The following is a 7,072-nucleotide window of genomic DNA, read 5'->3' on the forward strand; positions in this document are numbered from 1 at the left end:
GGTTTACCATTGTACCTGTAGTGCTTGTGGCGCTCTAAAGGATGTATTGGGTGCAAATGTGAATGTTTGATTAGGCTTCAATTGAAGACTAGGAATGCGTGCCGTGAGTTCTTCAAGCACAACTTTAAACTCCAGTTTAGCCAAGGGAGAACCCAAGCAAAAATGGATACCTGAACCGAAAGACAAATGTGTTCCGGCATTTCCACGGGTGATATCGAAGTTTTCTCCATTTTCGTACATCGCCTCGTCCCGATTAGCCGAACCCATCACCATCAGAATATCTGCCCCTTCAGGAATCATCACGCCTCCTACTTCGGTAGCTACTTTACATTTCCTTCTCCAGGATAAAATAGAAGGAGAATATCGCAATACTTCATCCACTGCTTTTGGGATGAGCGTTTTATCTTGTTTGATTGCCTCCCAACTTTCGGGATGCACCAGTAATTCACGAATGCCATTTCCAATCAAGGAGGTAGTTGTTTCGTGGCCTGCAAACAATTGGCTGTAACAAATGGCGGCAATTTCTCGGTCTGTAATTTCATGCCCTTCGGACTGCAAAGTCACTAAGTCACCTGGCAAATCATCTTGCATTTGATGTTTTCTATCACTGACCAGCTTTTGGCAATAATTCCAGTAACGGATCATATTTTCTGCATGCATCATCTGCGCATCTTCATCCAAATCCCCCCAAGTAAGGAGTAGTCGGCTTTCTGCCCAGCTTTTCACCTGTGCTACATCGCTGTCAGGTACACCTAGTAATTTGAATATTACCAAAGCCGGTAAATCATAAGCCAATTCAGAAACCATTTCAGCCTGATTTTTGCCTGCCTTCAACTCTTCAATCATGCGAATTGCTATTTTCCGGATTTCAGGCTCTAGCTTTTTGATACGGGCCAAATTAAACGCCATGCTGACAATCCTCCGAATACGGGTATGGTCTGGGGGAATTCTTCCGGAAAGCCCGGATAAGCCTACCAATCCAGCAGAGTCCATCAAGGCTTTTGCTTTGAGGGCAATCGGCTTAAATGGGCTTTGTGCATTTTCAGAACTGAATGCCTGCCAATTTCCAAAAATAGCTTTGACATCCTCATACTTAGACACCACATAATAGCCTAACTCCTCACTGAAAAAAATAGGGCACTTTTCTCTAACTTCTTGGTAAAAAGGAAAAGGATTGGTGAGGTCAAATGGTTGGTAAGCTGCGTTTAATTCCTTGTGATAAGGACATTGCTCGATTCCTGCATTCATGTCGTTTTGGGTTTATGAAGAATTCTCTGCAATATCCCTCCATTTCCTGGCTTGTATCCATTGATTTTAAAAAATTACTTGTACTTTTATTACATAAGGAAAATAAATTGGTTTTTTGCTAAACATAAACACACAACCTATTTCCAAACATTCTATCGAAAAAAAGCACTAATCCCGTTTATGTAAAGTTTTAACCCGTCATACCACAGAAAATCCTGAAAATATCCATAAAATAACTACTTGCACTTTTAACCAGTATCACCAATGAAAAAAATAGATAACTATGTATTGTATGGGGAAACCAAGCAGGAAATCCTTCCAGAGTTTATTCACTGTGAATCCATCGATGCACGAAGCAGAAATCATGATTGGGTCATCAAGCCTCATTTACATAACCGCTTGTATCAGTTTGTGATAATCGAAGAAGGCTCCTTTGAATTTACTTGCGGTCCCACAGTGCAACATATAGACGAACCTTGCCTGATAGCCATGCCTGCAAATACGCTGCATGGGTATTTATTCACCCCTGATATCAAAGGAATGGTGCTCACACTTTCAGATGAGTTTGTCGAAGAAATTCTCAACCCACAACCCCATGTATTATTAGAAATCGAAAAGCCGAGGGTAATCTTCAGCAGTTGGAACAATGAGCGCTTTGGCCTGATGTCACGGCTTTTCAGAAGAGCTAACAATGAGTTACTAACTGAATATCAAGGGAAGTCTTTGGCCATCAAGTCTTATTTGTCCATCCTCTTCGTGGAGTTTTACAGAATGATTTTGGAAAACCGACACAACACCTATAAAGTAGTCAATACCAATATCAAATTTTTCCGCTCATTTATGACTCATATCAAACGTTATTATAGTAATCGATTATTTAAAGGCGAAAACGTCGACAAAAAGTTAACCGTAGCTTCCTTGGCTGATACCATGGGAATTTCTACCGTCCATCTGAATCGTGTTTGCCAAGCAGTAGCTTCCAAGTCTCCCATGCAGGTCATCCATGAATTTATCCTTAACGAATCCATCCGATACCTAGAGCAAACAGATTACAGCATTGCAGAAATTAGCTATAAGCTAAAGTTCGAAGACCCAGCTTATTTCTCCCGCTTTTTCAAAAAGTTTACCGGGAAAAGTCCCTCAGAATTTCGAGATAAGGTAGAAGTTGCTTAAGCTAATTTAGAAGCTGCCACATACAATATCATTCAAAGCTATTTAGAAAGTCTAAACTGGCAATTGGTAAAAAGGCAGAACCTTGATGGCATACCCGTCCTGCACAAATTGATCTTCTTGACTGAATGTCACTAATAATGCTTCTTTTTGATCGAAAAAACGCATAGCCTCCCAAAGACCATCCAACTCTCGTTTGATGTTGTCCATATTTAGTTCCCAGCATACTTGAACCAAAGCCACAAGTCCTTTTCTATCAAAAACAACAAAGTCACACTCCCCCTTTTCTGAAAAATAATAAATTTCTGAATAGCTCCTACGAAAATGGAGGAACACCATGTTCTCAAACCTTCTTCCATCATCTCCTGAAAAGGATCGTGTATTTGCAGTTACCAATCCTGTATCTATAGCGTATACTTTTTTGGGGTTAACCAATTGCTTGCGTTGAGAATAAGAGAATTTTGAAACAAAAAAGAATAGCCAACTCTCTTCCAAATAGGAGAAATACTCCATTACAGTACTGGTTGCTTTGATTTCAAGCGTCTTTCTGAGGTTATTTCCTGAAACTGGTTTAGCAACGTTGGATATGAGATATATCGCTAGATTTTGTAAGGACTTGACATCTCTAACCCTATAGCGAACAGCAATATCCCTTAACAGGATATCGTCCAATAACTGATGTAACAATTCCTGTCTTTTGCTTTTCAGGTATTCAGGAAATCCCCCTAAACTCATGTAGTCACGGGTACTTTCAGGAGACTTTTTTAAATCTTCAAATTGACAGAACTGAGCATATGAAAATGGAAACAACTCCCTAGTGACATGACGCCCAGTCAATTTGGTCCCCAATTCACGACTTAATAAAGAAGCATTAGACCCCGTGATCACCAAGTTAGACAGCCCTTGATCCAACTTTTGTCTGACATAGCGCTCCCACCCATTTACCACCTGTATCTCATCAAAAAAGATTGTTTTGTCATCCAACTCCTCTATCAATATATCAAGCTTTTGAAAATCAGCCAATGCAAATCCATACAAACGAGGATCTTCAAAATTCATATAAAAAGCCTGAGGAAATTGCTTCATTAATAATTGAACCAGTAAGGTACTTTTTCCACAACGTCTAATACCTGATATGATCAACGCATGGCTTTGAAGGAGCGAATAATCTTCCAACTCTGTTCGTTCGAGCCCTAACAATTTTTTATTTAAATCGTCTTTTTGGCTTTCAACAACTTCCACAAGTAAATCTTTGGATATCATAAGATGCAGTTTTAAACAAAAATACAAAAATTATGTTTAGCAAACAACATTTTTATTGTTTACTAAACAACACTATTGTCGTTTGCTAAAAAACAAAATTGGCAAACACAAAATTATAACTAAACTTTAACCTTGTATTTGCCATTTTCTTTAAAATAAACTGGTTTGTACAAACTGGTTTTACATGAACCTGAAAGTTGATTTAAGATTTTCTCAAGGCTTGAATGGCGGTATAAATTAATTCTGTGCGCTCTTTTTTGATTAAAGTAGCCTTATCTGTAACGTCAATTCTCTTTTTCAATACCTAACTCCCAATCAGTCAATCGTCTTAACGGTAAGCATATCCTTGATTAGCCTTAATACTTCCTATGAAAAACCCTCATTTTTAGCTATTTTAGCCAACGATCAAATAAAAATTAGAACTAAAATCTGAAACCTATGCGATGTAGCTGTCTATTCACATGCTTTTTAGCCTTATCCATTTTCCTTTTTTCCTGTACTAATTCAGAAAAGCAACAACTTTCCATGCAATCGCCTGATGGCAAAATCAGGCTTATATTGGATGTAAGCACAGGTAAACCAACGTATACTATTGACTTCAATAAGATAGCCATACTTAATAAAAGTGAATTGGGTATACGCTTCCAAGATTTTGAAATCGGAAAAAATGCAACAATCAGCTCCATTAAAGAAACGGAAATTGAAAGAACTTGGAAACCACTATGGGGAGAAAAGGCAGAATTCCTGGATCATCACAAAGGCTACATAGTATCTTTGGAAGAAGAAGGACTGCAATACGAATTGGAGTTCAGGCTCTTCAACGATGGGTTAGGATTCCGATACCATATTCCTGCACAGGATGGATTACCTGACAGTCTATTGATCATGGATGAAAAAACTGCTTTTAATCTTTCCGATGACTTTACTGCATGGTGGATTGAGGGCAATTATGATACTTATGAGTTATTATACACCAAAAGTCCCGTCAGTAAAATCGGAGAAATCAAAAATGACTTCAATACACACACCCACTCTACCGGTGGTTTTCCTCAAAATTCTGCACATACACCACTGACGATGCAAGCTGGAGAAAATATCTTCCTAAGCATACATGAAGCTGCATTGGTCGACTATGCAGGTATGACCTTGCTTAGAGAAGATGGACACAAACTCAAAGCCAACTTGGTACCTTGGCCCGACGGAGTTAAGGTTAGGACTACTGCCCCCTTGACCACCCCTTGGCGAACAATTCAATTGAGTGTAAAAGCGGGAGATTTAGTCACTTCGCCTTTGATTTTAAACCTCAATGAAGAAAATAAGCTAGAACGTACAGATTATATCGAACCCATGAAATATGTAGGTATTTGGTGGAGTATGCATTTGGGAATAGAAACTTGGGGCAAGGAAGGTGGTAGACACGGAGCAACGACAGAAAACACCAAGCGATACATAGATTTTGCTGCCGCTAATAATATCAGAGGAGTTTTAGTCGAAGGTTGGAATACAGGATGGGAAAGTTGGTATTCAGATGATAATTTTGATTTTCAAACAGCCTACGATGACTTTGACCTAAAAGCAGTCACTGACTATGCCCGCTCCAAAGGAGTAGAGATTATCGGTCATCATGAAACTGGGGGACAGGTGCTCTCTTATGAGGCAAATTTAGAGGCAGCCTTAGACTTGTATGAACAACATGGAGTCAAGGCTATCAAAACTGGTTACGCGGGCACTATGAGGCCTGAAGGACATTTTCATCAGGGACAGTTTATGGTGAGGCATCATCAGAAAGTGGTGGACGAATCAGCCAAAAGAGGCATCATGGTCAATATTCATGAACCTATCAAAGATACTGGACTTCGTAGAACCTATCCTAACCTCATGACTAGGGAAGGAGTACGGGGCATGGAATGGAACGCTTGGTCAAGAGGAAACCCTCCTAGCCATACGCCCACCTTGGTCTTCACCCGTATGCTTTCAGGACCGCTGGACTACACACCAGGGATTTTTGATCTAAAATTTGAGAATTTTGCAGACAAAATGACCCTTTGGAATGAATTGGACGGATTAGAAACCAAAGGCCGAATGCACAGTACTTTAGCCAGACAACTGGCTCATTATGTTATCCTCTTTAGTCCAATGCAAATGGCTGCTGACATGATAGAAAACTATGAAGGACATCCTGCATTTGAGTTTATCCGGCAGGTACCCGTAGACTGGGATGAAACCAAAGTTTTGGATGCCAGTATTGGTGAATTTGTGGTGATGGCACGACAAAAAGGAGAAGATTGGTTTGTGGGTGGTATAACCGATGAACAAGAAAGAAATATTACCATTAAGCTTGATTTCCTTGGTTCAGGTGATTACGAAGCTATTGCATATGCTGATGCTGAAGATACTGACTATCAAATAAATCCAGGAGCATATTTGATTACCACTTATCAAGTATCCAGCTCAGGAAGCTTAGACCTTCCAATGAAAGCAGCTGGTGGGTTTGCTATCCATTTCAAAAGAAAGTAAGCCGAAGAAAATATTACTAAAAAGAGGCTGTCTCATAAGTTAATGCTTTAAAATAATGCAAAAATTTTATTTGGTTTGTAATCAGTGAAACTTTGTGCCTTAGAGCCTTCGTGGCATTTCTAGCCACAAAGCCACTAAGTCACAAAGGGATTGATTCTTAAACAGAATTTTGTTTGGTTAATAAATCTGAAGAGCAATTTATGAGACAGCCTCTTTTTTAGTGATCCCGCTGGGGCTTCCCGAGTAGAACTTGCTAAGCTGCGTTCTTCCGGGATAAACTTCTCGCCCTAGACGATGAATCTTGTAAACCAGTGATCCCGCTGGGGCTTCCCGAGTCGAACTTGCTTCGCTGCATTCTCTCGGGATAAACTTCTCGACCTAGACGATGATTCTTATAAACAGTGATCCCGCTGGGGCTCGAACCCAGGACCCTAACATTAAAAGTGTTATGCTCTACCATCCCGATAGCTATCAGGATACGGAATCGGCAATGACCATGAAACACCCCAGAGCACTTGGAATGATATGTCGAATGAACTAAATGAAAAATATTCTACAAACCCTTATAAAACAAAAAAACCTCCAAAAAGGAGGTCTTTTAAAGTGATCCCGCTGGGGCTCGAACCCAGGACCCTAACATTAAAAGTGTTATGCTCTACCAACTGAGCTACGGAATCGGTACTCGTATTAATAAATAGAGCATCCTATGCGGATGCTCTAAGTGATCCTGTCAGGACTCGAACCTGAAACCTACTGCTTAGAAGGCAGTTGCTCTATCCAATTGAGCTACAGGACCATTATTTCAATATTTGTGAACTCAAACCAGAAACCTTCCCGATAGATCGGGATGCTCTATCCAATTGAGCTACAGGAC

The 7,072-nt window shown here is 40.0% G+C and carries 4 protein-coding genes and 3 tRNA genes; 2 read left to right on the forward strand and 5 right to left on the reverse strand.

The genetic code is table 11. The features are described 5' to 3' along the window. Window positions 1–3: 3 nt before the first annotated feature. On the reverse strand, window positions 4–1,248 hold the full coding sequence (locus IE080_RS07625; RefSeq protein WP_189580183.1) for a cytochrome P450: 1,245 nt from the start codon (window positions 1,246–1,248) through the stop codon (window positions 4–6). Window positions 1,249–1,512: 264 nt separating this feature from the next. Between IE080_RS07625 and IE080_RS07630 the strand changes: the two genes are divergently transcribed. Then, complete coding sequence (locus tag IE080_RS07630; protein ID WP_189580185.1) at window positions 1,513–2,421, forward strand: helix-turn-helix domain-containing protein; 909 nt, start codon at window positions 1,513–1,515, stop codon at window positions 2,419–2,421. Window positions 2,422–2,472: 51 nt separating this feature from the next. Here the strand turns inward: IE080_RS07630 and IE080_RS07635 are convergent, their stop codons facing one another. After that, on the reverse strand, window positions 2,473–3,681 hold the full coding sequence (locus IE080_RS07635) for an ATP-binding protein (RefSeq protein WP_189580188.1): 1,209 nt from the start codon (window positions 3,679–3,681) through the stop codon (window positions 2,473–2,475). A gap of 525 nt (window positions 3,682–4,206) precedes the next feature. On the opposite strand from IE080_RS07635, the gene IE080_RS07640 reads away from it, so the two are divergent. Then, window positions 4,207–6,198: a glycoside hydrolase family 97 protein gene (locus IE080_RS07640; RefSeq protein WP_189580191.1), complete on the forward strand. Its 1,992-nt coding sequence runs from the start codon at window positions 4,207–4,209 to the stop codon at window positions 6,196–6,198. Between the two features lie 402 nt (window positions 6,199–6,600). Here the strand turns inward: IE080_RS07640 and IE080_RS07645 are convergent. The 3 genes from IE080_RS07645 to IE080_RS07655 form a co-directional block, all read right to left on the reverse strand. Next, a tRNA-Lys gene (locus IE080_RS07645) sits at window positions 6,601–6,684 on the reverse strand. A 118-nt stretch (window positions 6,685–6,802) separates the two neighbouring features. Continuing rightward, window positions 6,803–6,875 (reverse strand) — tRNA-Lys (locus IE080_RS07650). Window positions 6,876–6,920: 45 nt separating this feature from the next. Further along, window positions 6,921–6,994 (reverse strand) — tRNA-Arg (locus IE080_RS07655). Between the last annotated feature and the right edge of the window lie 78 nt (window positions 6,995–7,072).

Source organism: Mongoliitalea lutea (assembly GCF_014652135.1).
In the GTDB taxonomy this organism is placed as follows: domain Bacteria; phylum Bacteroidota; class Bacteroidia; order Cytophagales; family Cyclobacteriaceae; genus Mongoliitalea; species Mongoliitalea lutea.